Genomic DNA, 22,928 nt, shown 5'->3' on the forward strand with positions numbered 1-22,928 from the left:
TTAGCTCTCATGACCGAGATCAAGCCCTTCCGCATCGCGATCGACCAGGCCGAACTGGACGACCTCAAGGACCGCCTGAGCCGCACCCGCTGGCCGCGAGAGGTCACCGGCGACTGGAGCCGCGGCGCCCCTGTCGCCTACCTCAAGGAGCTGGCCGGATACTGGGCCGACGGCTTCGACTGGCGCGCCCAAGAGGCCGAGTTGAACGAATTCCCGCAGTTCACCACCGAGATCGACGGCCAGAGCATCCACTTCCTGCATGTCCGCTCGACTGCCCCGGACGCGCTGCCGGTGCTCCTCACGCACGGCTGGCCGAGTTCGCCGTTCGAATTCCGGAACGTCGTCGAGGAGCTGAGTGCCGAGTTCCACCTGGTCATCCCCTCGCTGCCCGGCTACGGCTTCTCGACGCCGGTGCGGGGGCCGGGCTGGGGCAACCTGTTCCGCGTCGCGCAGGCGTGGACCACGCTGATGGATCGTCTGGGTTACGAGCGCTTCGGCGTCCACGGCACCGATGCCGGCGCCGGGGTCGCGGGCATCCTGTCGATGATCGCCGCGCATCGGGTGACCGGCGTGCACCTCACCGGCACCAGTGCCGGGATGCCGTTCGGTCCCGCCGTCGAACTCGGCGGTCTTTCCGGGAAGGACCGCGAGCGCGGCGAACGCTTCAACCGGTTCCAGTCCGACGGCCTCGGCTACCTGCACCTCCAGGCGACCCGGCCGCAGACGCTGGCCTACTCACTGCACGACTCCCCCATCGGCCAGCTCGCCTGGATCGTGGAGAAGTTCGCCGAGTGGACGGATCCGGCCAAGCACCTGCCGGATGACGCCGTCGACCGTGACCACCTGCTGGCCGTGGTCAGCCTGTTCTGGTTCACCGGTGCGGGCGCCTCTTCCGCGCACGCCACCTACGAGGGCATGGAGGTCTACCGGCAGCTGTCCCAAGGCGGCTGGGACGACGGCGGCGAAACGCCGGCCGGGCCGCCGCGCGGCATCGCCGTCTTCGCCGGGGACACCACGATCCGGAGCCTCCAGGACGGTCCGCTGGAGCACTGGTCCGAGTACGGCACCGGTGGCCATTTCCCGGCGATGGAGGTCCCGGACCTGCTCGCCGAAGACCTCCGCACCTTCTTTCGCGGGCACCGCTGATGGCGACGGAGATTCTGAGCCGGCGTGCGCTCAACCGCGCGACACTGGCCCGGCAACTCCTGCTGGAGCGCTCCGGGCTGTCCGCCGTCGCCGCGATCGAGCATCTGGCAGGCCTCCAGGCACAGGCGCCCGACTCCTCGTACGTCGGACTGTGGTCGCGGCTGCGGGACTTCCGGGTGGACGACTTGGCGAAACCGATGGTCTCCCGCGAGGTCGTCCGGTCGACGTTGATGCGGGGAACCGTGCACCTGGTGACGGCCGAAGACGGCCTCGCCCTGTGGCCCACCGTCAAACCGGTGATCGAGCGCGGTTTCCTCGGCCACTACTCGCGGGAGATCGCCGGACTCGACCTCACCGCGATCGCCGAAGTGGGGCGGCGTCTGCTGGCCGGGCGGCCCCGCACCCGCGCCGAGATCCGGACCGCGCTGGCGGATCGGTGGCCCGGCGCCGATCCCGCCGTCCTCGCCTACGCGGTCAACAGCCTCCTTCCGCTCGCGCACGTGACACCGCGCGGCCTGTGGGGACAGCGCGGCCCGGTCGCGTTCTCCCTGCTCGAAGACTGGGTCGGCGAACCGATCACGGACGGCGTCGCCCTCGATGATCTGGTGCTGCGCCACCTCACGGCGTTCGGCCCGGCGACCGTGCGCGACGCGCAGGTCTGGTCGGGGCTCACCCGGCTCAAGGAGGTCTTCGAACGGCTCCGGCCACGGCTGCGCACTTTTACCGACACCGAGGGAAAGGAACTGTTCGACCTCCCGGACGCACCGCGACCCGACCCGGAAACCCCCGCTTCACCCCGATTCCTGCCCGAATACGACAACGTCCTGCTTTCCAACGCCGATCGCGCGCGGGTGATCCCGGACGGCCGCCGCGTGCCGCTGCCACCGGGTACCGGCGGCCGCCGGGGCACCCTGCTCGTCGATGGCGAATTCCTGGCCGTTTGGTCGATCGAAGGGGCGACGCTGACGATCGAATCGCGGACACCGTTGCGAGATCAGGATTCGATCGCCGAAGAAGGCGCACGGCTGGTGGAATTCGTAGCGCCGGGCGAGAAGCACGACATTCGTTTCGGCATCGGCGGGTAACAGTCCGGCCTTTTGCCGTAACGAAGGGCGGCGTTCGGGCGAAGCATGGCCTCAAGGAGCCTGAAGGGAGCGGGCCATGTCAAAGAACTATGGATTCATGACGGTGCTGGCTGGGCTGAGCGCGCTCGCGGTCATCACGGTGGCGGCCGTCATGCGATACCCGGACACGTCGGACGTCACGGCGGTGATCACCGCGGCGGGAACGGTGATCGGCACGGTGGTGGGAGCGTTCTTCGGCGTGAACGCGGCCTCCGCGGGACGCGTCAAAGCCGAAGAGAGCCGGGACCAAGCGACGGCGGCACTGGTGAAAGTGGCCAGCAAAGCCGACGAGGGCAGCGATGTCGCCAAAGCGGCGATGGAAGGCGTCCGCTGACCGTCCTCGGTGGACGATCAGTCGAGCGCGTCGAGCAGGGCGAGGTCCGGCGGGACGAGCGTGGTGGAGAGCACCAGCTCCCGCAACAGGTTGTCGTTCAACGCGTTGCCCACCGGCTCGCCCACTTCTTCGCGCCGCAGGCCGTAGACACCGCCCGTGGACAACCGCGCCCGGACGTCGATGACGACGTGCTCGACGCGGCGGCTGGTCCACGTCTCGTCGGGGCGGAGTTCGGCGAGCACCTCGGCCGTCTGCTGGCGGGACAGTGGCTGCGGGTTGAGGTCGTGCAGCAGGTAGCGCTGGCCGAAGACGACCAGGACCAGGCGTTCGTCCGCGCTGAGACGCCAGCGGCGGGGCGGCACGGTGACGTCACCGTGCCGGGTGGCGGGCTGGCCGCCGTCGGGACCGGCGACGTACAACTCGAGCAGATGCTCACGGCGGCCCGAGCCGCGGACGAACACCGGCGTGTAACCGTCCGACAGGGGGATCGGCTCCTCACCCTGGGACAGCCACCGGGAGTTCGGCAGGCGGATGGGCAACTGGCCGGTGTTGCTGACCCGCCAGTGCCCGCCGCTGAAGTTCAGGAGGCCGTGCCTGCGGCTGACCTGGAGGTCGTTCTCCCCCACACAGACGTCGACCTGCGGCCGGTTGCGCCCGAAGGAGATCTCGCCGCCCTCGCCCGGGTCGACCGACACACCACCCGCGAGGGTGAGGGCGAAGACCGCGCCGGGAGCCGACCGGGGCACGCCGAGCGCCAGGCTTTCGTGCGCCGTGGTGAGCCGCTTCATTTCGTGCCTCCTCCTGATCCCGGGCAGTATGCGAGCCGTCGCCGGGGAGGGGTCCCGGTGGTGTCGCTTTAGGTTCAGCATATGTCTACTCTGCGTGTGGCCGGCTTCCTGCTCGTGTCCGCCGCGGCCCTGACCGGCTGCGGATCCGAGACGCCGCCCGCTTCGTCGCCTGCGTCTTCGCCCGCCCCCACGTCCTCGCCCGCTCTTGTGTCTTCGCCGTCCTCGAGCGCTTCGCCGTCTCCGTCGTCGTCGGGCGTCGCCCACCCGGATGGCCCACTAATCGCCGCCAACGGCACCGACCTCAAGTCATGCCGGGACGGCGACTGCGAGGTCATCCTGAAGCCGAAGGACAAAATCGCCTTCGACGCCCGGCTGCGCGTCACCTACCTGGCAGTCGATTCCGTGTCGGCCGACAGCGTCACCCTCTCGGCCGCCCTCCCCAGCGGCACGCGAACCTCCATCAGCGGCAACGCCGGAGGGACGAACGGGATCGCCTACACGGTGACCGCGATCAAGGACGGCAAGGCGGTCGTGAAGTTCACGCCCAAGCCCTGATCCGGCGAAATCCGTACTGTGGGAAGCATGATTGACTTCTCCAAGGACACCGTCTTCAAGCTCACGCCCTGCAAACCGAAGGACATCGCGCCGACGGTGCAGCCGATCATCATCCCCGGGGAAGAGATCGTCTCGTCGTTCAAGGCGGTGCGCGATTTCGTGGTGTTCACGAACAAGCGGCTGATCGCGGTGAACGTCCAGGGCATGACGGGCAAGAAGAAGGACTTCACTTCGTTGCCCTACAACAGGATCCAGGCCTTCTCGATCGAAACCGCGGGCACGTTCGACCTCGACGCCGAGCTGGACCTGTGGTTCAGCGGGCTCGGGAACGTGCGCCTGGAGTTCCGGGGCTCGGACATCCGGGCGATCGGCCAACTGATCGCCACCCACACGCTCTAGCCCCCTTCGCAAGTAGTCGACTACTTGCGTCGTCCGGGCTGCGGTCGGGCGCTGGTGGATCGTGAGTGGCGATTCGGGTTCTAACCCTATTCGTCACACGACCCCTTGCGCCGATCCGGCTCGCGTCGGTGCGCTGCTGCTCGTGGAGCGAACCCTGCATTTGTCCGCCTACGCCGGATCAGCCGAGGCTTGACGATGTAGGAATCGGGACGTCCAGTGTCCCAATTCCTACATCGTCACGAGGCCACTCCGATCCCGGGACCTTGATCAACGGAGGATCGGGGACGTTGAGTGTCCCCGATCCTCCGTTGATCAAGCTCAGGTCAGCCGAGCCCCGCCACGAGAGTCCTACATGTTGATCTTATGGTTCCAGGGCTTTTCTGACCTGGGCATGATCACTGCTTTTGGCCACTGACCTGCGCGGATAGGGCTGGACACTTCTCGCGTGTTCTCGCCCCTACCCGACGTCTGACGGCCTGGAGACGGCCTGGCACTCGCCCACTCCTCCCCCATCTCCCCGATACGAAGCCATCCACGCGGCCGTCGCGTCGGGTCAAGGCACGCTTTCCCGCCTTGACGCGTCGTGACGGCCGTTGTGACGATCTGGCATCGGGGCGATGGCTCCGCGTAACAGCCGTTGACCCGTTCGCGACCTCTGAGCAAGATCGTCTGCATGAGGAGGCCGACGTGCTCTTTGGCGTACCTGCGCGCCGCTGGCGGCGGCTGCTCCTGTCCACGGCTTCAGCGGGCGCACCGCCCGGCCGGTGGGCGGAGCGAAGCGGCAGCCCGCCGTGTCGGGCAAGGTGCGTCCGCAGGCGAGACGCGGACGCAAGGTGACCAGCGCGCCGCCGACGGCGGCGCGCCTTGATCCCATAGAGCCAAGTTCGGCAGCGACCTGAACAACAGAAAGAAGAAGTTCGAGGACTATAATGAGTGATGCTAACGAGTTCTGGCTTCAAACCTGGATCAAGGAATTCGACATAAACTCCAATGGCGAATTCAAGAAAGCTGCCAAGTCACCAACCGCAATCAAGAGACTCTTCTCGTTAGCAACAGAGAAGAGTTCGCGAACCCTTGAAGAACACGCCACCAAGCTCCCCGCATACAGCGTTCTCGCCGGAAGATCTCTCGACCTCTCGGGCGCATACCACCATTCATGCGCAAAATGTCTCTCTACGGAACTTTCCATGCTACTTGCCCGAACGATGCACTTTTTCGATCGAGCAATAGTAAGCGGCCCTTCCGTTACAGAGGTAGCATCAGGCCTGCAACACAAGAACCTGAACATCCGCGAGAAGACCTTATGGAACCTCAGAGGCCAGGTCGAGTTTATCAATCATATCAATAAGATTGGCGCAGCCGACACGGTCACCTACGCACCTAAGATTGAAGCCTACTGCGATGCCTGCTTCCACAATTGGGCAAAAACAGCAGGGATATCTGCACTAGAAAGCGAAGAGCAGTCCAAGAAGATCGTCGAACAACTCTTGAATGAAGCTAGATTCATTACGATTCGAGATCGCACAGGAAACTGGATCTCGAATGTTACGCACCCGAATTTGATAGGTGGAACTTGGTCTCGACGCCGACCATATAGCAGTCGCCCTACCCGAAAGAAGGTCGCTTGGGATCTATTCTACGGGATGAGCCGCCCGACGATATACGACCTCTCGACCGCGCAGCATTACAAAGTGCCCCTGCTAGACGCCTACCAAGTAAAGTGGATGGCAACCGACTCCAGCAGAGGTAAAGCATCTGCCGATGACGTCGCACTCGAACTCCGTATACCACAGCTTAGCGGCCTACCACTTGAAGATCTAATTCGAATCAAGCAAGAGGAAAGAGATTATCTTGTACGATTCCAGCAGGCGATCTCAGCCGCGATTCGCGAGATGGTCTCAAAACGAGAGACGGACTCGCCAAGTACAATCGCTGCAGCCGTCGTTCGAGAATACATTGAACCAGAAATTGCAGCTATGGAAGCGCGAATGAAGAGCAAGCAACGCGCCTTTGGGAAAAAGTTGGCCTCAGCGGCAGCATTGGGCACCCTGGTGACTACCGTGGGAGCAATTCAGGCAGTGCCACTAGTGTTAGCTACCGGGGTAGCGGCCGCCGCAACGTCACTAACCCAGCTCTACAAATACTTCGACGACAAAAGCGAGATTGAAACTTCAGACTTATACTTTATTTCACGACTATCAAAGATCAAGCACTAATCTGTCCATCAAATGTCAGCCACCCCGGAATGCCGCCTCGGAATCAGGTAAAGTAGGGAGCCTTTCCCGTTTCCAAGGCATGCTTGATGCGCAGCCGTATTGAATCATGTATCCGCAGAGAGGCAAGGTGATCAACTTCAACCCAGCCAACAACCTTACTTTCACTGCTGACACGTTCAATACCTTCAGTTGCCTTAGCTCGAAAACAAATCGAGAACTCTTGGCGCACCTCCCCATCGTCGTACGCGATGACGTGGTTCGGGTTCGAGTACAGTCCAATGACCCCGGTCACCTCGCACTCAATCCCGGTCTCCTCCCGTACCTCCCGCACGGCGGCCTGCGCCAACGTCTCCCCAAGCTCAAGCTGCCCACCGGGGATCGAGTACAGGTCGTTGTCCGTCCGCCGGATCATGAGGATCCGCCCCTCCTCGTCCTGAATGAACGCGGACACCGCAACTGCGATGCTGTTCGCCTTCGGAGCGTTCGGGTCGTTGAGGTAGTCGACGCGTGCCACGTGTGGCCTCCTAGAAGGTGGCGGGCTTGGCGAGGTTCCAGACTGCTTCGAAGCTCTCCGAGTAGGTCTCGAAGAGGTCTCCGGCGGATAGCCGGCGGAGGTGCAGGGATGGGGCGTGGGCTCCCTGGAAGCCGTAGACGTGCGTGTTGATGATCATTTCGTCATCGAAGCGGAAGATCGAGTTGTAGAGGGTCGTGTTGTGGAAGCGCATGTCCACCCCGTCTACCCCGATCAGCGGTCGGTAGAAAGCCAACGCGTTGCGGATGCGCGCCGGAAGCGTCCCATCGCCTAGCTGCTCCTCGTCCCCGCGCAGGACGACGCTTTCCCCTTCGGGATCTCCGAACATCAGCCGAATCTTGGTCCCGGCCTGGGCTTTGCCGTCAGATCCTTGATGAATCGCGGGCGCTCCACCAGAAACAACGCGGCGTGGACCAGTACCTCGACGGTGTCCGACGCGTCCTTGATCAGCCGGTCCCACAGTTCGACGGGGATGACATTGCGATGCGGGAACACCTGCACGACCTCGGCGGCGGCTGTCTCGGCCTTACGCGCGGGAGCCACGGAGTCCGGCCAAAGATAGGTCTCGGACTCACGCACCATGGCGGCGATCTTGTGCCGATGCTTCGGGTACGGCGTCCGCCCCTTGGTGATCCACCGTTCGACGGTTTTCTGATCGACCCCAGTGACGTCTGCGACCCGAGCAGACGTGAGCCCGTTGCGCAGCAGAGAGTCCCGTAGGCGCTCATTCGGCATACGCCCTCCAGGGACTTGCAGGGACGTCCTTGAACGTACCAAGGACGTCCCGAGATGTCCTGCCAGGAGGTGACCACGTCCTATCGCCCAACAGGAGAATCGCGGTGACCAGGAGGTGATCGATGAACGAGCCGCAGACCCTGCGTGACGCGCATGCCGTCGCGACGGCCCGCCGCCCTCGGGCGGATGCGGACATGTCGGAATGGGTGAGGTTCCACCGAGCGAACGCGCGTATGTATCGCGCGGTGTCCGATGTGGACCGCGGGCACCACCACGAACTCAAGTACTGGGTGGGCTACGAGGAGCGGAAGGCGGAGGAGGTAGCAGGGCTCGCGAGTGCTAAGAACGGTTAAAGCCGTTCTTAGCACTCGCGAGGGCGCGCTACATGTTGATCATGTGTCCCGCCAGCCCGTGCACGGCCTCCTTGACCGCTTCCCCCAAGGTCGGGTGAGCGTGCACGTTCCGCGAAATCTCGTGCACCGTAAGGTCCCACTGCTGCGCCAAAGTCAGCTCGGGCAGCAGTTCGGTCACCTCGGGGCCGATCAGGTGCGCGCCCAGCAGCTCGCCGTGCGTGGCATCGCTGAGGATTTTCACGAAACCGACGGCCTCACCGAGGCCGTGCGCCTTTCCGTTGGCGGAGAAGGGGAACTTCGCGACCTGGACGTCGAATCCCTTTTCGCGGGCTTGTTCCTCGGTCCAGCCGAAGCTGGCGATCTGCGGCTGGCAGTAGGTCGCGCGCGGGATCATCACGAAGTCGAGTTCCATGGTCTCGGCGCCCGCGATGGTTTCGGCGGCGACGACGCCCATGGACTCCGACGCGTGCGCGAGCATCAGTTTCGCGGTGACGTCGCCGATCGCGAAGATGTGCGGGACGTTGGTGCGGCCGCGCGAGTCGATGGCGATGGCGCCGCGGTCGGTCAGTTCCACGCCGGTCTTGTCGAGGCCGTATCCCTCGACCCGCGGCTGGAAACCGATGGCCTGCAACACCTTGTCCGCTTCGAGGACGCGGGACTCGCCGTTCTTCGACACGGTCACGAGCACGTTCTCGCCCGTGTCGTCGATCGTCTCGACCTTGGTGGAGGTCAGGACCTCGATGCCGAGCTTCCGGTAGCGGCGCGCGAGTTCGGCGGAGACCTCGGCGTCTTCGAGCGGGACCATCCGGTCGAGGTATTCGACGATGGTCACCTTCACGCCGTAGTTGTGCAGCACGTAGGCGAATTCGACGCCGATCGCGCCCGCGCCGGCGATGACGATGCTCTCCGGCAGTTCGTTTTCCATGATCTGCTGTTCGTAGGTGACCACGCGGTCGCCGCGCGTGGTGCCCGGCAGCAGGCGCGCGGTGGCGCCGGTGGCGATCACGCAGTGGTCGAAGGTGACCCGCTCGCCGTTGACCTCGATGGTGTTGGCGTCGAGGAACGTGCCGTGCCCGTCGTACTCGGTGATCTTGTTCTTCTTCATCAGGAAGTGCACGCCCTTGACGCGACCGTCCGCGACCTTGCGGCTGCGGTCGAAGGCGGCCTGGTAGTCGAAGGTGACCTGACCCTCGACCTTGATCCCGAAGGATTTCGCCTCTTTGGTCACGATGTGCGCGAGTTCGGCGTTGCGCAGCAGTGCCTTCGAGGGGATACAGCCGACGTTGAGGCAGACCCCGCCCCAGTATTTCTCCTCCACGACCGCCGCGCTCAGCCCCAGTTGCGACGCCCGGATGGCCGCCACGTAACCGCCGACCCCGGCGCCCAGAACAACGACGTCATAGTGTGCGCTCATACTTCGAAACCTACCCCTCACCGCGAGGGTCCGAAGGGTGAGACTGCCTACTCAGGGCGAGAGCCCCGGATCTCGACCAGCAGCTCGGTCACCGCGGCCATGATCCGCTTGGTCGCCTCTTCCAGCACCTCACGCGACGGCGCAGGCATCACGAGGTCCGAAAGATCGACCGGCGGGCCCGCGACCAGGTTCACCGTCTTGCGGGGGAAACCGCGGGGCAGGACGGCGTCGGACGGCAGCAGGTGGTGCGTGCCCCAGTTCGCCAGCGGGATCACCGGGGCACCGGTCTCCAGCGCGATCCGCGCGATCCCGGTCTTGCCGCGCATGGGCCACCCGTCCGGGTGGTCCGTGAAGGTCGCCTCCGGGAAGATGACGACGCACTCGCCCTCACGCACGGCGCTGACGGCGTCGCGGTACGCGCCCGACGCGGTGGGTGCCCCGCGATGGACCGGGATGTGCTTGCCCGAGCGCATCACCGAGCCGACGAGCGGCGCGTCCCACAGGCTCGCCTTGGCCAGGTAGCGCGGCACGCGGCCGTGCGCGAGGCAGTACGCCGTCACCGTCGTCGGATCGGCGAACGAGAGGTGGTTCGACGCCACCAGGAAGCTACCCGTGGCGGGCAGGTGCTCACCGCCGCGTACCCGGAACCGGGTGAACAGCACCAGGAACGGCCACACGACGTTGATCGCGAGGCTGAACCAGAACCCCCGGCCGGCGCGGGCGAAGCGCCGGCCGAAGGCGATCATCTGGCGAAACGTCAGCACGTCACCCGAAACGGGGGTCAGTGCGGTCCAGCGTTCACGGGGTCTCAGCGCCATGGACGTAATTCGTAGCCGAACGCGCCCCGGTTCGGCTGAAACCTCGCGTGAACGCGGCGCGGATCACACGCGTTCGAGGACCACCACGGGGATCTCACGGTCGGTCTTCTTCGCGTACTCGTTGTAGTCCGGCCAGACGGCGGCCAGCTTCTCCCAGAGCTTCGCGCGCTCCTCACCCTCGATGGTGCGAGCCCGCGCGGTGAACTTGTCCGCCTTGACCTGGACCTTGACCTCGGGGTTCGCCTGCAGGTTCTTGTACCAGCCCGGGTCCTCCGGCGCGCCGCCCTTCGACGCCACGATGACCGGGTTCTTCTCGTCGTCGTCGTCGAACTGGTAGATCAGCGCGAACTTGCGGTCCTCGCCGGTCTTGCGGCCCTTGGTGGTGAGGACGAGGCAGGGCGCGCCCTTCTCCCAGTCGTGGCCCACCTCGCCGTCGGTCTCTTCGTAGCGACGGACGTGCTCGTCACCGAAAAGCATGTCTGCGTTCCTCTCGTCGTCCTGAGGTGTACCGGCGCCCTGCCAGTCTGACGCGAACCGGTCGGTCGCGCTGATCAACTCGTGCAGGGTGCCGGGCTCGTCGAACGCGTGACCCGAGTCGCCCACCATCACCAGTTCCGCGCCGGGCAGCACCTGGCTGAGCTCCCAGGCGGTGACGGCCGGGGTGACCACGTCGTAGCGTCCCTGGACCAGAACACTGGGGATGCCCCGGAGCTTCCCGGCGTCGCGGAGCAGCTGATCCTCGGCCAGCCAGCCGCCGTGCCGGAAGTAGTGGTTCTCGATCCTCGCGATCGCGAGGGCGAACGAGGGATCGCTGAACGCGTCGATCACTTCCTCCCGCGGAAGCAGTTTGACCGTTTCACCCTCCCAGCGGCTCCACGCGATCGCGGCGGGCCCGTGCACCGCGGGGTCGGGATGGTGCAGCAGATCGTGATAGACCTCGATCAGGTTCTCCTGGCGGCGCGGAAACGGCACCGGCGCCAGGAAACGCGCCCACGCCTCGGGGAAGAGGAACGCCGCTCCCCCGCCGAAGAGCCATTGCAGTTCCTTCGCCCGCAACGTGGCCACGCCGCGGAGGACGAGTTCCGTGACCCGGCCGGGATGTGTTTCCGCGTAGGTCAGCCCGAGCACACTCCCCCATGAACCGCCGAAGACCATCCAGTGTTCGATGTCGAGATGCTCGCGCAACCGCTCGATGTCGGCGACGAGGTGCCAGGTCGTGTTGACCGAGAGATCCGCGTCCGGAGTGGCGCAGTTCGGCGTGCTGCGCCCGCAGCCGCGCTGATCGAAAAGGACTATCCGATACCGCTCGGGATCGAACAGTCTGCGATGTCTCGCACTCGCTCCGCTTCCGGGGCCACCGTGGAGGAAGATCACGGGTTTGCCCGCGGGATCGCCGCATTCCTCCCAATAGATCTCATTGCCGTCACCGACGGGCAACATCCCTTGGACGTAAGGTTCGATTTCCGGGTAAAGGCCGAGCATGTCCGCCACTATGCCCCAAACGCCAGCTTGGAGGATCGATGAAGGCCCGCCCCCACGTGACGCTGGAAGATGTGGCGCGCAGCGCGGACGTGTCGCTCGCGACCGCGTCCCGCGTCCTCAACGGCACCGCCACCGTCCGGGGGGATCTCCGCGAACGGGTGATCGCCGCGGCGGCCGACCTCTCCTACACCCCCAACGCGCACGCTCAGGCATTGGCCGGTGGCTCGCAGCCGACCGTCGGGGTGATCTGCCACGACGTCGGCGACCCGTATTTCGCCGCCATCGCGGGCGGCATCATGCGCGTGGCGAGTGAGAACGACCTCCTGGTGATGCTCGCGAGCACGTTCCGCGACCCGGCCAAGGAGGTCGCCTACGTCTCCACGCTGCGCGCCCAGCGCGCGTCGGCGATCCTGTTGATCGGCTCCGCCTTCGAGGACAAGACGTGGGAGAAGGCGATGGCCGCCGAACTCGAGCCGTACCGGCGCGGCGGCGGGCACGTCGCCGCGGTCAGCAGGCACCGAGGGCTCAAGGTGGACACCGTGCAGCCCGACAACCGGGGTGGTGGCGCCGAACTGGCGAAGGCACTGCTGGACCTGGGGCACCGGCGGTTCGCCGTACTCGCCGGGCCGAGGAGCCTGACCACCGTCGTCGACCGGCTCGACGGCTTCGCGGCGGAGCTGCTGGAGCAAGGCGTCGAACTCCGCGAAGACAATGTCACCGAGGCGGCGTTCACCCGCGACGGCGGTTACGAAGCGATGGAGAAGGTACTCGCCCGGCCCCGGAAGCAGTGGCCGACGTGTGTGTTCGCGGTGACCGACGTGATGGCGATCGGCGCGATGTCGGCACTGCGCGACGCCGGGGTCTCCGTGCCCGGCGAGATGTCGATCGCCGGTTTCGACGACATCCCGGTAGTGCGCGATCTCACGCCGTCGCTGAGCACCGTCGCGCTGCCGCTGGAGAAGTTGGGTGAACGCGCCATGGACCTGGCACTCAAGGCCTCCCCCGGCACCCGGCCGCGCGTCGTGCGGATGTCCGGCGAAGTCGTCCTGCGCCTCAGCACCGCCGCTCCCCCGCGCTGAAACCCTTGTGTACGGCCCGTGAGGTGACTTACCGTGGCACGAGAAAGCGCTTTCTCAGACCCGCGCCACGGAGACCTGATGACCTTGATCGCCCTGCCCACCGCCGACGGCGGACTGGTGGAGTGGACGCCGCGAGGGGCGGAAACGCCCGCGAAACCGGCATCACCTCCGACCTCCCGGATCGCCTACGCGGCCGCACACGTGGTGGCCGACCCGCTCGCCGCCGCCGACCCCGAAGAAGGCGCGGTCCTGGATTGGGACACGACACTCGCCTTCCGCGAGCACCTGTGGTCCTGCGGTCTCGGCGTGGCCGAGGCGATGGACACCGCGCAGCGCGGGATGGGCCTGGACTGGGGCAGGACCCAGGACCTCATCCGGCGCACCGGCGCGCTCGCCGCCGGGCGGCCGTGGGTCGCCGGGGTCGGCACCGACCAGCTTCCCGGCGGCGACGCCACCGCGCAGTCCATTGTGGACGCATGGCGAGAGCAGCTGGACCTGGTCGGCGAGGCCGGGGCGATCCCGGTCGTGATGGCCAGCCGGGCACTGGCCGCTTCGGCGTCCGGCCCCGAGGATTACCATGCCGCGTACGGGAAACTGCTCTCCGGAGCGGACCGTCCGGTCTTGCTGCACTGGCTTGGCGAGCAGTTCGACCCGGCCTTGGCGGGCTACTGGGGCCACGGCGACGTCCGTGAAGCCGCCAAGGAACTGGGCAGGCTCTGCACCGACCACGCCGGCGCGATCGCGGGCGTCAAGGTCTCGGTGCTCGACGCGTCGATCGAGACCGAGTTCCGCCGTGCGCTGCCCGAAGGCGTCGTGTGCTACACCGGCGACGACTTCAACTACCCGGAACTGATCGCCGGGGACGATCAGGGCCACAGTGAGGCACTTCTGGGCATCTTCGACGCCGTCGCGCAGGTCGCCGGCGCCGCGCTCGCCCGGCTCGACGAAGACGACACGGCCGGATTCCACCATCTGCTGGACCCGACGGTGGCACTCAGCCGCGCGATCTTCCGCGCTCCCACGAGGAACTACAAGACCGGCGTCGTCTTCCTCGCCTACCTCAACGGGCACCAGGACCATTTCCGGATGGTCGCGGGCCGCGAGTCGGCCCGGTCCATCACGCATCTGGCCGAACTGCTGCGCCTGGCGGACGCCGCCGGGGCGCTCACCGACCCGGATCTCGCCGTCGCGCGGATGCGGCCGCTGCTGGCCGCGGCGGGGGTGGCCTGATGGACCGGTTGAGCCTGAACCAGATCACCACCAAGGCGTGGTCGCTGCCGGAGGCCGTCGCGGGCTGCGCCGAGGCGGGCGTCCGCTGGATCGGCCTGTGGCGGGACAAGGTCGCCGAGACCGGCGTCGAGGAGACGGCCCGGCTGCTCAAGGAGTACGACGTCGGCGTCTCGTCGTTGTGCCGTGGTGGTTTCTTCACCGGAATCACCCCGGAAGGGTCACCTGTGGACGGTGTCGCGCAGACCAGGGAGGCGATCGACGAAGCGGCCGCGTTGGGCGCGGACGTCCTCGTCCTGGTCGTCGGCGGGGTGAACGGCAGTCTCGCGTCGTCGAGGCAGCGGGTCGCCGACGCGGTCGGCGAGCTGGCGCCCTACGCCGGTGAACGCGGCGTCCGTCTCGGCCTGGAACCCCTGCATCCCATGCAGTGCGCCGAACGTTCGGTTCTGTCCACTGTGGATCAAGCGCTGGCGATCGCGCTGGAGCACCCCGCCGGCCAGGTCGGCGTGATCGTCGACGAGTTCCACGTGTGGTGGGACCCGCGGATCGAGGAGTCGATCGCCGCGGCGGCCGGGCGGATCGCCGGCTTCCATGTCTGCGACCAGAAAGTACCCCTGACCGACACCCTGCTCGGCCGGGCGCTGCCCGGCGACGGCCCGATCGACCACCGGCACCTCAAGGCGTGCGTCGAGGCCGCCGGGTACACCGGGCCGATCGAAGTCGAGGTGTTCGACGCCGACCTCTGGCGGCGTCCCGGCGGCGAAGTGCTCGCGGAGACCGTCACGGCGTATCGCGACCACGTTTCCTGACGAAAGTAAGGGGCGTTCCTGCCCAAGGTCGGCTGCCTGGGACGGCCGTTGTTTCCTAGCGTTCGCGGTATGAATCAACGGCTGCTCTGGTGGCTGGGCACAGCGCTGCTCCTGCTCGCCGTCCACACCGACTGGAACGTTCCCCTCGCCGCCTGGGTGTTCCCGGTCTTCCTGCTCCGCTACGCCAGGCGGGCGCCGGTCCGGCGCGCGGCCCTGATGGTCGGGCTCTCCCTGCTGATCGGGCAGCTGTTCTGGCTGAGTGTCACCGGACTGCTGTTCGTGCTCTCCGGGCTGCTCGCCTTCACCCTGCTCGCGGTGCTGCAGACGACGGCGTTCGTGGCCGACCGCCTGTTCGCCGAACGCGCCGGACCGCTGAGGACCCTGGTTTTCCCGGCGACCTTGGTGGCCGGTGAGTATCTCTTCACCCTCATCACCGGATTCGGGGACTTCGGCGCGCTCGGCAGCACCCAGTCCGGGAATCCGCCGCTGCTCCAAGCCGCTTCGGTGACCGGCGTCTACGGCCTCACTTTCGTGCTCGCGTGGTTCGCCTCGGTGGTGAACACCGGTTGGGTGGAAGGGTGGCCGCGGGTCAAGCGCACGGTCGTCGTCCACGTTTGCCTGCTGGGCCTGGTGTTCGCCGCCGGTGGCGCGCGGTTGCTGTTCGACGCGCCCACGACGCACACGGTGCGGATCGCGGGGATCAGCCCATCATCCGACGCGGACAAGGCGAGTTCCGACGCGCTGGAGCGGATCGGCATCAAGTATTGGCGCGCCGAGGAAGTCAGCGCGGCCGACCCGGTCGCGATCAGTGCCGCCTTCGCACCGATCACCGAGGATCTCGTGACCAGGACACGACAGCTGGCGTCGGCGGGGGCGAAGATCGTGCTTTGGCCGGAAACCCATGCGAGCGTGCTGGAACGCGATCAAGCAGCGTTGCTGGAGCGAGTCGGCGCTGAAGCGAAGCAGGCGGGCATCCACGTGGAAGTCGCGTACGCGCTCTACACCAAGCAAGCTCCCTACGTCCGGAATGTGGCCGTGCTCGTCGGACCGGCCGGCGAGGTGTCGTGGACCTACGACAAGACGCATCCGACGCCGATGGAGCCGATGACTCCCGGCCCCGGCGTCGTGCCCACCGCGGATTCGCCGTACGGACGGCTCGCGACGGTCATCTGCTACGACGCGGACTACCCCGGCCTCATGCGACAGGCCGCGGACAAGGGGACCTCGCTGATGCTCGTCCCCGCCAACGACTGGCCGGGATTCGGCTCGCTGCACGCGGAAAAGGCGGTCTTCCGCGCGGTGGAAAACGGTTACCCGGTCTTCCGGCACTCCACCCACGGAAATTCCACAGCCGTGGACGGACAGGGCCGGGTACTCGGGAACGCCGACTATTTCCGGACCGACCAGCAGACGCTCGTCGCGGATCTGCCGGTACAGCCGCGAACACAGACCGTGTACGGCTCGATCGGCGACGTGTTCGCCTGGCTTTGCCTCGCCCTCGCCGCCTTCTGTCCTTTATGGACATACAGCAGAGGGCGCACAGGGAAACGTTAGCGCCCTGTTACAGAAAGGGTGGCGTTCGTAACGTCTTGGCCGAAAAGAACAGTGTTCAACGGTTAAGCTCCCCCGCATGCCGAAACTGCTGGTGGTGGAAGACGACGACGCGATCGGCGGCGTTCTCGAATCGACCCTCCGCCTGCACGGTTACGAAGTCTCCTGGCAGCGCGACGGCCGTACCGCGCTCGCGGCCGCGGCGGACGGCGGCATCGATTTCGTCCTGCTCGATCTCGGCCTGCCGGATCTGGACGGGGTCGAGGTCTGCCGTCGGCTGCGCGCGGAGCTTCCCGGCGCCGTCCTGGTCATCCTGACCGCCAGGCAGGAGGAAATGGACGTCGTGGTGGGCCTGGAGGCCGGCGCCGACGACTACCTCACCAAACCCATCCGTCTCGGCGAACTGCTCGCCAGGGTGCGGGCGCATCTGCGGCGCGGGACGGCCCCGCCCGAAAGCAGGCCCGCGATCGCCATCGGGCATCTGCGGGTGGACACCGCCGGGCGCCGGGTCAGCGTCGGCGGACGGGAGATCTCGTTACGGGCCAAGGAGTTCGACCTGCTCGCGCGGCTCGCCGAGCAGCCGGGGGTGGCGGTCAGCCGGGACACGCTGATGTCGGAGGTGTGGGACGCGCACTGGTACGGCTCCACCAAGACCCTGGACGTCCACATCGCCGCGCTGCGGCGGAAACTGACCGAATCGTCGCCAACCCCCGAGCAGACGCCCCGGATTTCGACGCTGCGCGGCCACGGTTACCGGCTCGAACAGCCCTTCGAAAGCTAGCCACGTGTGACTGGATGGACATCACATGTGACTGGATGGACATCACGTGTGACGGGACGGACATCACGTGTGTTCAGGCGGACGACACACCTCAGTAGTCGCGGAGGTCGGAGACCTCGTCGCGGGCGGCGAGTTGCGCGATCCACGCCGACGCAGCCACGCACGACACGATCACCACCGCCCCCAGCATCCCGAAGTACCCGTGGGGGAACGACACCCACTCCGCCGGGGTAAAGAGGACGAACAGCACGCCCAGCAGGTGTCCGGCGATCAGGCCACCGCCGCCGACGATCAGCGCGTCGCCCGCGATGAACGTCGCCACCTGGCGGCGTTTCCCGCCGAGGGTGCTGACGATCAGCAGGTCGCGGCGGCGTTCGTTGAGCGCCAGCCCGAACGACGGGCCGGCCGCGGCGGCGGCCAGTACGAGTGACGCCACCTTGTCCACGGTGGCCGCCGTGCAGCCGTCCTTGGTGAGAGCGGACGAAAACGCGAAGGCCACCGCGAGCGCGACCAGGGACACCGATCGCGCCAGCAACGCGCTCCGCCACGAAATGGACAGCGCGAGGACACCCGCGAGCCCCGAGACCAGCGGCCTGAGCACTCCGCCGATCACCCGCTTTCCCTTGCGCAGCCCCAGCTCCACCAGCCGCCACAGCAACATCGTGCCGCCTGCCCAGCCGAGCAGCGGCCAGAAGAAGGCGAGCGCGAGCAGGACGAAGTCGAGACCGTAGGGAGACCACCAGGGTGGCCCGTCGTCCGCCGGGACGAAATACCACTCGCGCAGCACCGGTGGCAGGACGGCGAGTGCCGCGACGACCGGCCCGGCGAGCAGCAAGAGAACGATTTCCCGGATGAGCGATACGCCGGTTCCGGTCAGGAAGCCACCCGCCAGTGACAGCACGACCCCGGCCACGCCGCCGGTCAGCCCGGCGACCGCGGCTTCGGCGGAGGCCAGTCCGAGTACCTGCCCGCCGGTCGCGCCGCGGGCGCGCAGCAGGTCCTGGTCCGCCCGCAGTGAACGCTCCGAAGGGGCGGCCAGCAGCACCACGAGCACCGTCGCCGGTACCCACGGCGGCACCGAGGAGTCGGCCCAGCCGTGCACCGCGAGCAGCGTGATCACGATCGCGACCCCGGCCGCGGGCACGCCGAGCCTGGCGGGGCGCACCCGCGCGAGCCCGCCGACCCACAACGCCATCGCCGCGATCACAGGTCCCGCACCAGCTTCCCGTCGACCATCGCCCAGCGCTCGCCGAACAGCCCTGCCGGGGCCTGCTCGGCCGTGGCCACCAGCAGGCCGGCGGCCAGCCGGTCCGCCGCTTCCACGAGCCTGCCCAGCAGCCGTTCCCCGGCCAGCCGGTCCAGCCAGCCTGCCGGGTCGTCGGCGAGGATCAGTTTCGGCTCGGGCGCGAGCGCCCTGGCCAGGATGGCCAGCCGGATCTGCTCACCGGTCAGGTCACGCGGCGCCTTCTTGGCGAAACCGGCGAGACCCACCAGCTCCAGCGCGCCGTCGACGGCGTCGCGGACCGCGGTGCCGGTCCGGCCGGCGAGGACCAGCGGCAAGGCGACGTTGAGCCGGACGTCGAGGTCGCGCAGCAGGCCGCCGTCCTGCAGGACCAGTCCGATCTGGCCGGGTCCCGGCGGCGACGGTTCGAACGCGGGCCAGTCGACGGTGCCCGCCGTCGGTTTCTTCATCCCGGCGAGCAGATGCAGCAGCGTGGTCTTCCCCGCCCCGGCCCGGCCGGTCACCACCGCGCGGGTCTCCGCGCCGATCGCGCAGTTCACGCCGTGCACGGCCACCACCGCGGTCAGTCCGGTGCCATAGGTGTGCGCCAGCTCGTCGGTGCGGACCAGCGGTGCCGTCACGCCACTCTCACGATCCGGTGCGCGGCCGCCGCGATGTCGGGATCGCGGGTCGCCACGACGACGGCCGTCCCCCGGCGCGCGACGGCGCACAGCAGGTCCATGAGTTCGAGGGCGGCGAGCCCGTCGAGTTCGCCTGCCGGTTCGTCGGCGAGGACGACCTCGGGCGCCCCGGCCAGTGCGACGGCGACCCCGGCCCGCGAGCCTTCCAGTGCGGACAAGGTGTCCGGATAGGCGGCGCCGCGACCGCCCAGCCCGGTAAGTTCGAGCAGGTCAGCGGCGTTTTCGGGGGCACGGCGGGTGGAGAGCCGTCCCGCCAGCAGCACGTTCTGCTCGACGGTGAGATGACCGAAGAGGTTTCCGCGTCTGAGCAGCACTCCGACCCCGGCGGCGACTACCGGGGCGTCGCCACTTCCGGCGGGCAGCACGGCCACACACTCGCCCGGGACGGCATACCGGACGAGGGGGACGGATCCGGGCCCCGGGCCTGCCAGGACGGCGGCACGTCGGCGCATGGCCCCAAGGTAAAGCGAACGGGGTCAACATCGCCTTGATCTCAGGTCAACGGACGGCAAAATATCGCGTCGGGCGGGTGATCCTCGCCCTTGTCGGCCACACTCTGTCCGTGCGCCGCCGGATCGTCACCCTCACCGTGCTGGCCGCGGTGCTGGCGATCACCCTCTTCGGGGTACCGCTGGCCGTCGCGGTCGCCAGGTTCCACGAGAGCATGTCCACGCACGATCTCGAACGCGCCGCGGACACCGTCGCCCTCGCGGTGACCGGCGACCTCGCCAACGGCCGGATCCCGGACCTCAAACCCACCTGGGCCGACGAGGACGAAGACCGGATCCGCGGGATCAGGATCGCGGTCTACACCCCGACCGGCAGGCTCCTGACAGGCAACGGACCTGACACCGAAGATCGGTTCGTCCGCGAAGCGCACCACACCGACATGGCGAACGGGACGCTCGGCGGTGAAGTGATCCTCGCCATCCCGGTGCTCAGCGGATCGTCGCTGGTGGGGGTGATCCGCGCCGCCCATCCCCGCGCCGAACTGGCCGCCAGGGTCCGGCTGACCTGGCTGAAGATGGCCGGGCTGGCCGCCATCGCGATCGGGGCCAGCTGGCTGATCGGGCGCCGGATCGCCACCCGGCTGGCGCGGCCGCTGGAGGAACTGGCCGTCACCGCCGAACGTCTCGGCGAGGGCGACTTCACCGTCCGCGCCCGCCGCACCGGGGTCCGCGAGATCGATCAGGTCGCCGAAGCGCTCGACGTCACCTCCGAGCGGATCGGCGAGACGCTGGAACGGGAGCGCACGTTCTCCTCCGACGCCTCTCACCAGCTGCGGACGCCGCTGACCGGGTTACGCCTGCAACTCGAGGCGGCGCTGGAGAGCCCCGATCGCGACCCCTACGCGACGATCCGCGACAGCATCGCGTCGGCCGACAGGCTGGAACGCACCATCGACGACCTCCTGGCGCTGGCCAAACAGACCAGGGCCCCGCGTGCACTGCTCGACCTCGGCAAACTCTTCGAAGAGGTCCGCCAGACCTGGCACGGCTTGCTCGCCGGACGCGGCAGGGCACTGCGGATCAGCGGACGCGAGGCCCTGCCTGCCCGGGCGGCGGACGCTGCCGTGCGGCAGGTGCTCGCCGTACTGCTGGACAACGCGGCGACACACGGACGCGGCACGGTCACCGTCCTCGCCCGCGACGCCGGGGACGCGCTGGCCATCGACGTGCGAGACGAGGGCGCCATCCCGGACGGGCACGATCCGTTCGTGACCGGGGACGAGACCGAGGAGCGGGAGGGCCACGGGATCGGGCTGCGGCTGGCGCGGAGCCTGTCCGAGGCGGAAGGCGGGCGCCTGCGGCTGACCAGCCCGTCGCCGACGACGTTCACGCTGCTCTTGCCTGCCGAGCGCCCCGCGCCTCGCGAAAAAGAAGGCCCGGGCCTGGCGAGCTAGGGGGGGTTACTCGCCAGGCCGGGCCGGTAGGAGGCAAACGCGCCCCGACAGCGCGCACGGCATGCCACCTGAAAGAAGACGGTAAAGACCAGCGGGCCAACAGACGGTACACGCCGGATTAACTGACACTTTGCTTTTCAGTGTCACAGGACTTCGGTGACCGTCCAGCCGTGCTGAATCGATCGTGGGAAGATTGGGCGCATGACCACCGAGCCGGCGCCGAGATGGCGGAGACTGGAACCGGACGAGCGTAAGGAACAGATCTTCGCCTGCGCGGCCCGCCTTTTCGGGGCCCGTCCGTACTCGGAAGTGTCCACATCGGACATCGCGGCGGAGGCCGGGGTGGCCAGGGGTCTCATCAACCATTACTTCGGCACCAAACGCGAGCTCTACCTGGAGATCATCCGGCGGGCGCTGACCGTGCCGCGGCTCGCGGTCGAGATCCTGCCGGACGGCCCGCTCGACCTGCGCGCCGACGTCGCCATCGACTGGTTCCTGGACATGGTCACCAGCCAGGAGAAGATGTGGCTCGCCGCGATCGCGCCCGAAGGCATCGGCCGGGACCTCGAAGTCGAACGGATCCTCGAAGAGGCCGATCGCGAATCAGCGGACCGGGTGCTCGAAGCGGTCGGACTCTCCCGCGAGAGCGAGCACGGTCAGGAGCTCAACGCGCTGGTCCGCGCGTTCGGCGGAATGGTCAAGGCGGCGGCCCGCGAATGGCTGGTGCGCGGTTCGCTCAATCGCGAGCAGGTGCACACGCTGCTCAGCAAGTCGCTGGTCACCTTGGTCGGCGAGGTGTTCCCCGAGATCCAGCGCGCCGCGCCGGCGAGCTAGGCGCTGTCCAGCCGGTCTGCTCGCGCTTCGCGCTCAGGGAGAAGCCCCCGGCACCTCAAGGGGGAGGTTGGTGCCAGGGGCTCCATGACCGGTGACGAGCACCGGTATCCCTCCACACTACGCCGATTCACTGTCCCGGCTCTGTCAAACTTTCGAGTGCCTTCAACTGGGCGAGCCGCTGCTCCAGCCCATCGAGGCAACGCTCGACGGCGTAGGCGTAGAGACGTTCGTAGTAACCGGCCGCGAGATCGGGATCGGCCACCAGCGCCGCGATCGACTCCCCCAGCACCGCCATCCCCGGCAGGTCCTCGCGGGTGCGGTACGCCGCGTAGCCCTCGGACCGGTCGAGTTGCAGCGCCATCGCGCCCTCGCGGTCGTCCTCCATCGCGACGAACTGGCAGGCGGTGGCGAGCAGCAGGTTGTAGGCGAACGGCGCCTCGGCGCCGAATCCGGCCGCGAGCAGGCGGCCGATACCGGTGTTCATGGTCGGCACGGCGGCGGCGACCGAGGGCCCGAACAGGGCCAGCCGCCGCGCGGAACCGGGATAGCGGCGCAGCACGGACCGCACGGTGGGCAGGAACTCGTCGAACCAGGCCCGCCAAGGCAAGGTCTCGTCGGGCAGGGTCAGCTCGCCGACCACCCGGTCCAGCACCGCGACGACGACGGTGTCCCGATCGCCCACGTGGTGATAGACCACCGCGGGATAGGCGTCGACGGCGGCCGCGAGCTGCCGCAGCGTCCAGTTCTCCAGGCCGGATTCGGCCGAAAGCTCCAGCGCGGCGTCGACGATCCGCTCCTTGGTGACCGCCGGCCGTCCGGAAGCCACACGCGACCGTGACCGGGAACCCGCGTCTTCGGGGAAAGTCGGCATGCGGCTCACCGTATCCGGCAGGGTGGCACGAAGGGAGACATCCGGGGAGGATCG

The 22,928-nt window shown here is 67.5% G+C and carries 23 protein-coding genes and 2 pseudogenes; 14 read left to right on the forward strand and 11 right to left on the reverse strand.

The features are described 5' to 3' along the window. The first annotated feature begins 9 nt into the window (after window positions 1-9). The 3 genes from BS329_RS29435 to BS329_RS29445 all read left to right on the forward strand — a co-directional run bounded on the left by BS329_RS29435 (window position 10) and on the right by BS329_RS29445 (window position 2,604). Window positions 10-1,146 (forward strand): epoxide hydrolase family protein, encoded by a 1,137-nt coding sequence (locus BS329_RS29435; RefSeq protein WP_076164642.1) that lies wholly within the window; start codon window positions 10-12, stop codon window positions 1,144-1,146. Next, window positions 1,146-2,231 carry a winged helix DNA-binding domain-containing protein gene (locus BS329_RS29440; RefSeq protein WP_076164644.1) on the forward strand — a complete coding sequence of 362 codons (1,086 nt, stop codon included), beginning with the start codon at window positions 1,146-1,148 and terminating at the stop codon, window positions 2,229-2,231. Before BS329_RS29435 ends, BS329_RS29440 begins: the two co-directional genes overlap by 1 nt. A 76-nt stretch (window positions 2,232-2,307) precedes the next feature. After that, entirely contained in the window at window positions 2,308-2,604 is a 297-nt protein-coding gene (locus tag BS329_RS29445) for a hypothetical protein (protein ID WP_076164646.1), read from the forward strand. A gap of 17 nt (window positions 2,605-2,621) precedes the next feature. On the opposite strand, the gene BS329_RS29450 is transcribed toward BS329_RS29445, so the two are convergent. After that, window positions 2,622-3,392 carry an FHA domain-containing protein gene (locus BS329_RS29450; protein ID WP_076164648.1) on the reverse strand — a complete coding sequence of 257 codons (771 nt, stop codon included), beginning with the start codon at window positions 3,390-3,392 and terminating at the stop codon, window positions 2,622-2,624. A gap of 81 nt (window positions 3,393-3,473) precedes the next feature. Here BS329_RS29450 and BS329_RS29455 point away from each other — a divergent pair, with 81 nt between their 5' ends. The 3 genes from BS329_RS29455 (at window position 3,474) to BS329_RS42845 (ending at window position 6,562) form a co-directional block, all read left to right on the forward strand. After that, window positions 3,474-3,947 carry a hypothetical protein gene (locus tag BS329_RS29455; protein WP_143253255.1) on the forward strand — a complete coding sequence of 158 codons (474 nt, stop codon included), beginning with the start codon at window positions 3,474-3,476 and terminating at the stop codon, window positions 3,945-3,947. Between the two features lie 27 nt (window positions 3,948-3,974). Next, window positions 3,975-4,346 carry a PH domain-containing protein gene (locus tag BS329_RS29460; RefSeq protein WP_076164651.1) on the forward strand — a complete coding sequence of 124 codons (372 nt, stop codon included), beginning with the start codon at window positions 3,975-3,977 and terminating at the stop codon, window positions 4,344-4,346. Between the two features lie 929 nt (window positions 4,347-5,275). After that, complete coding sequence (locus BS329_RS42845; protein ID WP_143253256.1) at window positions 5,276-6,562, forward strand: hypothetical protein; 1,287 nt, start codon at window positions 5,276-5,278, stop codon at window positions 6,560-6,562. Between the two features lie 43 nt (window positions 6,563-6,605). Here the strand turns inward: BS329_RS42845 and BS329_RS29465 are convergent, their stop codons facing one another. Together BS329_RS29465 and BS329_RS29470 are read right to left on the reverse strand one after the other, a co-directional pair. Next, complete coding sequence (locus tag BS329_RS29465; RefSeq protein WP_076164653.1) at window positions 6,606-7,076, reverse strand: NUDIX hydrolase; 471 nt, start codon at window positions 7,074-7,076, stop codon at window positions 6,606-6,608. 10 nt (window positions 7,077-7,086) lie between these two features. Next, window positions 7,087-7,829, reverse strand: a pseudogene (locus tag BS329_RS29470) (XRE family transcriptional regulator). 122 nt (window positions 7,830-7,951) lie between these two features. Here BS329_RS29470 and BS329_RS29475 point away from each other — a divergent pair. Next, the gene (locus tag BS329_RS29475; RefSeq protein ID WP_076164655.1) at window positions 7,952-8,182 is read left to right on the forward strand and encodes an AMED_5909 family protein; all 231 of its coding nucleotides are present in this window, start codon (window positions 7,952-7,954) and stop codon (window positions 8,180-8,182) included. A 28-nt stretch (window positions 8,183-8,210) separates the two neighbouring features. Here BS329_RS29475 and lpdA read toward each other — a convergent pair whose 3' ends face one another. From lpdA to pip, 4 genes and pseudogenes are all read right to left on the reverse strand, one after another. Then, window positions 8,211-9,596, reverse strand: coding sequence for a dihydrolipoyl dehydrogenase (gene lpdA, locus BS329_RS29480; RefSeq protein WP_076164656.1), 1,386 nt, complete (start codon window positions 9,594-9,596; stop codon window positions 8,211-8,213). A 47-nt stretch (window positions 9,597-9,643) separates the two neighbouring features. Continuing rightward, on the reverse strand, window positions 9,644-10,414 hold the full coding sequence (locus tag BS329_RS29485; protein WP_076164658.1) for a lysophospholipid acyltransferase family protein: 771 nt from the start codon (window positions 10,412-10,414) through the stop codon (window positions 9,644-9,646). A gap of 63 nt (window positions 10,415-10,477) precedes the next feature. After that, window positions 10,478-10,891, reverse strand: coding sequence for a nitroreductase family deazaflavin-dependent oxidoreductase (locus tag BS329_RS45565; RefSeq protein ID WP_425266386.1), 414 nt, complete (start codon window positions 10,889-10,891; stop codon window positions 10,478-10,480). A gap of 66 nt (window positions 10,892-10,957) precedes the next feature. Next, window positions 10,958-11,896: pseudogene (pip, locus tag BS329_RS29490) on the reverse strand (prolyl aminopeptidase); the annotation flags it as partial. A gap of 38 nt (window positions 11,897-11,934) precedes the next feature. Between pip and BS329_RS29495 the strand changes: the two are divergent. From BS329_RS29495 to BS329_RS29515, 5 genes are all read left to right on the forward strand, one after another. Beyond that, window positions 11,935-12,975, forward strand: coding sequence for a LacI family DNA-binding transcriptional regulator (locus BS329_RS29495; protein ID WP_076164660.1), 1,041 nt, complete (start codon window positions 11,935-11,937; stop codon window positions 12,973-12,975). Between the two features lie 78 nt (window positions 12,976-13,053). Beyond that, the gene (locus tag BS329_RS29500; RefSeq protein ID WP_076164662.1) at window positions 13,054-14,205 is read left to right on the forward strand and encodes a dihydrodipicolinate synthase family protein; all 1,152 of its coding nucleotides are present in this window, start codon (window positions 13,054-13,056) and stop codon (window positions 14,203-14,205) included. Further along, complete coding sequence (locus tag BS329_RS29505; RefSeq protein ID WP_076164664.1) at window positions 14,205-15,011, forward strand: sugar phosphate isomerase/epimerase family protein; 807 nt, start codon at window positions 14,205-14,207, stop codon at window positions 15,009-15,011. The genes BS329_RS29500 and BS329_RS29505 overlap by 1 nt, the downstream gene beginning before the upstream one ends. A gap of 69 nt (window positions 15,012-15,080) precedes the next feature. Next, window positions 15,081-16,565: an apolipoprotein N-acyltransferase gene (locus BS329_RS29510; protein ID WP_076164666.1), complete on the forward strand. Its 1,485-nt coding sequence runs from the start codon at window positions 15,081-15,083 to the stop codon at window positions 16,563-16,565. 76 nt (window positions 16,566-16,641) lie between these two features. After that, window positions 16,642-17,343, forward strand: a complete 702-nt coding sequence (locus BS329_RS29515) for a response regulator transcription factor (RefSeq protein WP_076164668.1) — start codon at window positions 16,642-16,644, stop codon at window positions 17,341-17,343. A 91-nt stretch (window positions 17,344-17,434) separates the two neighbouring features. On the opposite strand, the gene BS329_RS29520 is transcribed toward BS329_RS29515, so the two are convergent. The 3 genes from BS329_RS29520 to BS329_RS29530 are packed head-to-tail and all read right to left on the reverse strand — an operon-like array spanning window position 17,435 to window position 19,718. Continuing rightward, window positions 17,435-18,538 carry an FtsX-like permease family protein gene (locus BS329_RS29520; protein ID WP_244197336.1) on the reverse strand — a complete coding sequence of 368 codons (1,104 nt, stop codon included), beginning with the start codon at window positions 18,536-18,538 and terminating at the stop codon, window positions 17,435-17,437. An 8-nt stretch (window positions 18,539-18,546) separates the two neighbouring features. Beyond that, window positions 18,547-19,206: an ATP-binding cassette domain-containing protein gene (locus BS329_RS29525; RefSeq protein ID WP_076164671.1), complete on the reverse strand. Its 660-nt coding sequence runs from the start codon at window positions 19,204-19,206 to the stop codon at window positions 18,547-18,549. Further along, complete coding sequence (locus BS329_RS29530; protein ID WP_076164673.1) at window positions 19,203-19,718, reverse strand: P-loop NTPase family protein; 516 nt, start codon at window positions 19,716-19,718, stop codon at window positions 19,203-19,205. Before BS329_RS29530 ends, BS329_RS29525 begins: the two co-directional genes overlap by 4 nt. Before the next feature lie 77 nt (window positions 19,719-19,795). Here BS329_RS29530 and BS329_RS29535 point away from each other — a divergent pair, with 77 nt between their 5' ends. Together BS329_RS29535 and BS329_RS29540 are read left to right on the forward strand one after the other, a co-directional pair. After that, window positions 19,796-21,169 (forward strand): sensor histidine kinase, encoded by a 1,374-nt coding sequence (locus BS329_RS29535; protein WP_076164675.1) that lies wholly within the window; start codon window positions 19,796-19,798, stop codon window positions 21,167-21,169. Between the two features lie 201 nt (window positions 21,170-21,370). Continuing rightward, window positions 21,371-22,003, forward strand: a complete 633-nt coding sequence (locus BS329_RS29540) for a TetR/AcrR family transcriptional regulator (RefSeq protein WP_076164677.1) — start codon at window positions 21,371-21,373, stop codon at window positions 22,001-22,003. A gap of 127 nt (window positions 22,004-22,130) precedes the next feature. Here the strand turns inward: BS329_RS29540 and BS329_RS29545 are convergent, their stop codons facing one another. Further along, complete coding sequence (locus tag BS329_RS29545) at window positions 22,131-22,874, reverse strand: TetR/AcrR family transcriptional regulator (RefSeq protein ID WP_076164678.1); 744 nt, start codon at window positions 22,872-22,874, stop codon at window positions 22,131-22,133. Window positions 22,875-22,928 lie beyond the last annotated feature (54 nt).

It is taken from the genome of Amycolatopsis coloradensis (assembly GCF_001953865.1).
GTDB classification, from domain to species: domain Bacteria; phylum Actinomycetota; class Actinomycetes; order Mycobacteriales; family Pseudonocardiaceae; genus Amycolatopsis; species Amycolatopsis coloradensis.